Here is a 429-nt window from a genome sequence, read left to right as displayed (position 1 = left end):
CACTTGCACGCACGCGGCAAGTGCCAGGGCATCTTGCGCGGCCAGCGTGGTCCCCAAACCGAGTTGCGGGCTCATGGCATGCGCGGCATCGCCGATGACGCAGTAAGGTGGTTTGGCCAACGCGCGCGGCCACGTGTGGCGATAGACGGCAAACGGCATATCGTCGTGCGAGCCGATCTGCTCGACCATGGGCGCAGCTTGCGGCCACAAGCTGAGCACGTGGGCCTTCCACTGTGTGATGTCGGTCTGGCGCCAGGCGTCGACAGCATCGCCGGGCAGGCTCCAGAACATCGACAGGCGCGTGCAGTTGCCGTCCACTTCGGTGGGCAGCAGGCCCATCATCTCGCGCGTGCCGCGAAAGCGCTGCTGCAGCACGCGCGGGTTCCACCCATCCACCCATCCTTGAAACCACAGCGTGCCCCATCGGTA

The 429-nt window shown here is 66.0% G+C and carries 1 protein-coding gene; it reads right to left on the bottom strand.

Translation table 11 applies throughout. The features are described 5' to 3' along the window. Nucleotides 1–375: FAD-dependent monooxygenase (locus I6F38_RS43460; RefSeq protein WP_225164723.1), on the bottom strand; the 375-nt coding region annotated here is incomplete at its 3' end. Between the last annotated feature and the right edge of the window lie 54 nt (nt 376–429).

This window comes from Bradyrhizobium sp. BRP56, from assembly GCF_020194035.1.
GTDB classification, from domain to species: Bacteria; Pseudomonadota; Alphaproteobacteria; order Rhizobiales; family Xanthobacteraceae; genus Bradyrhizobium; species Bradyrhizobium australafricanum.
The sequence above is the reverse complement of the archived record's forward strand: the minus strand, read 5'-3'. Positions and strand labels throughout refer to the sequence as shown.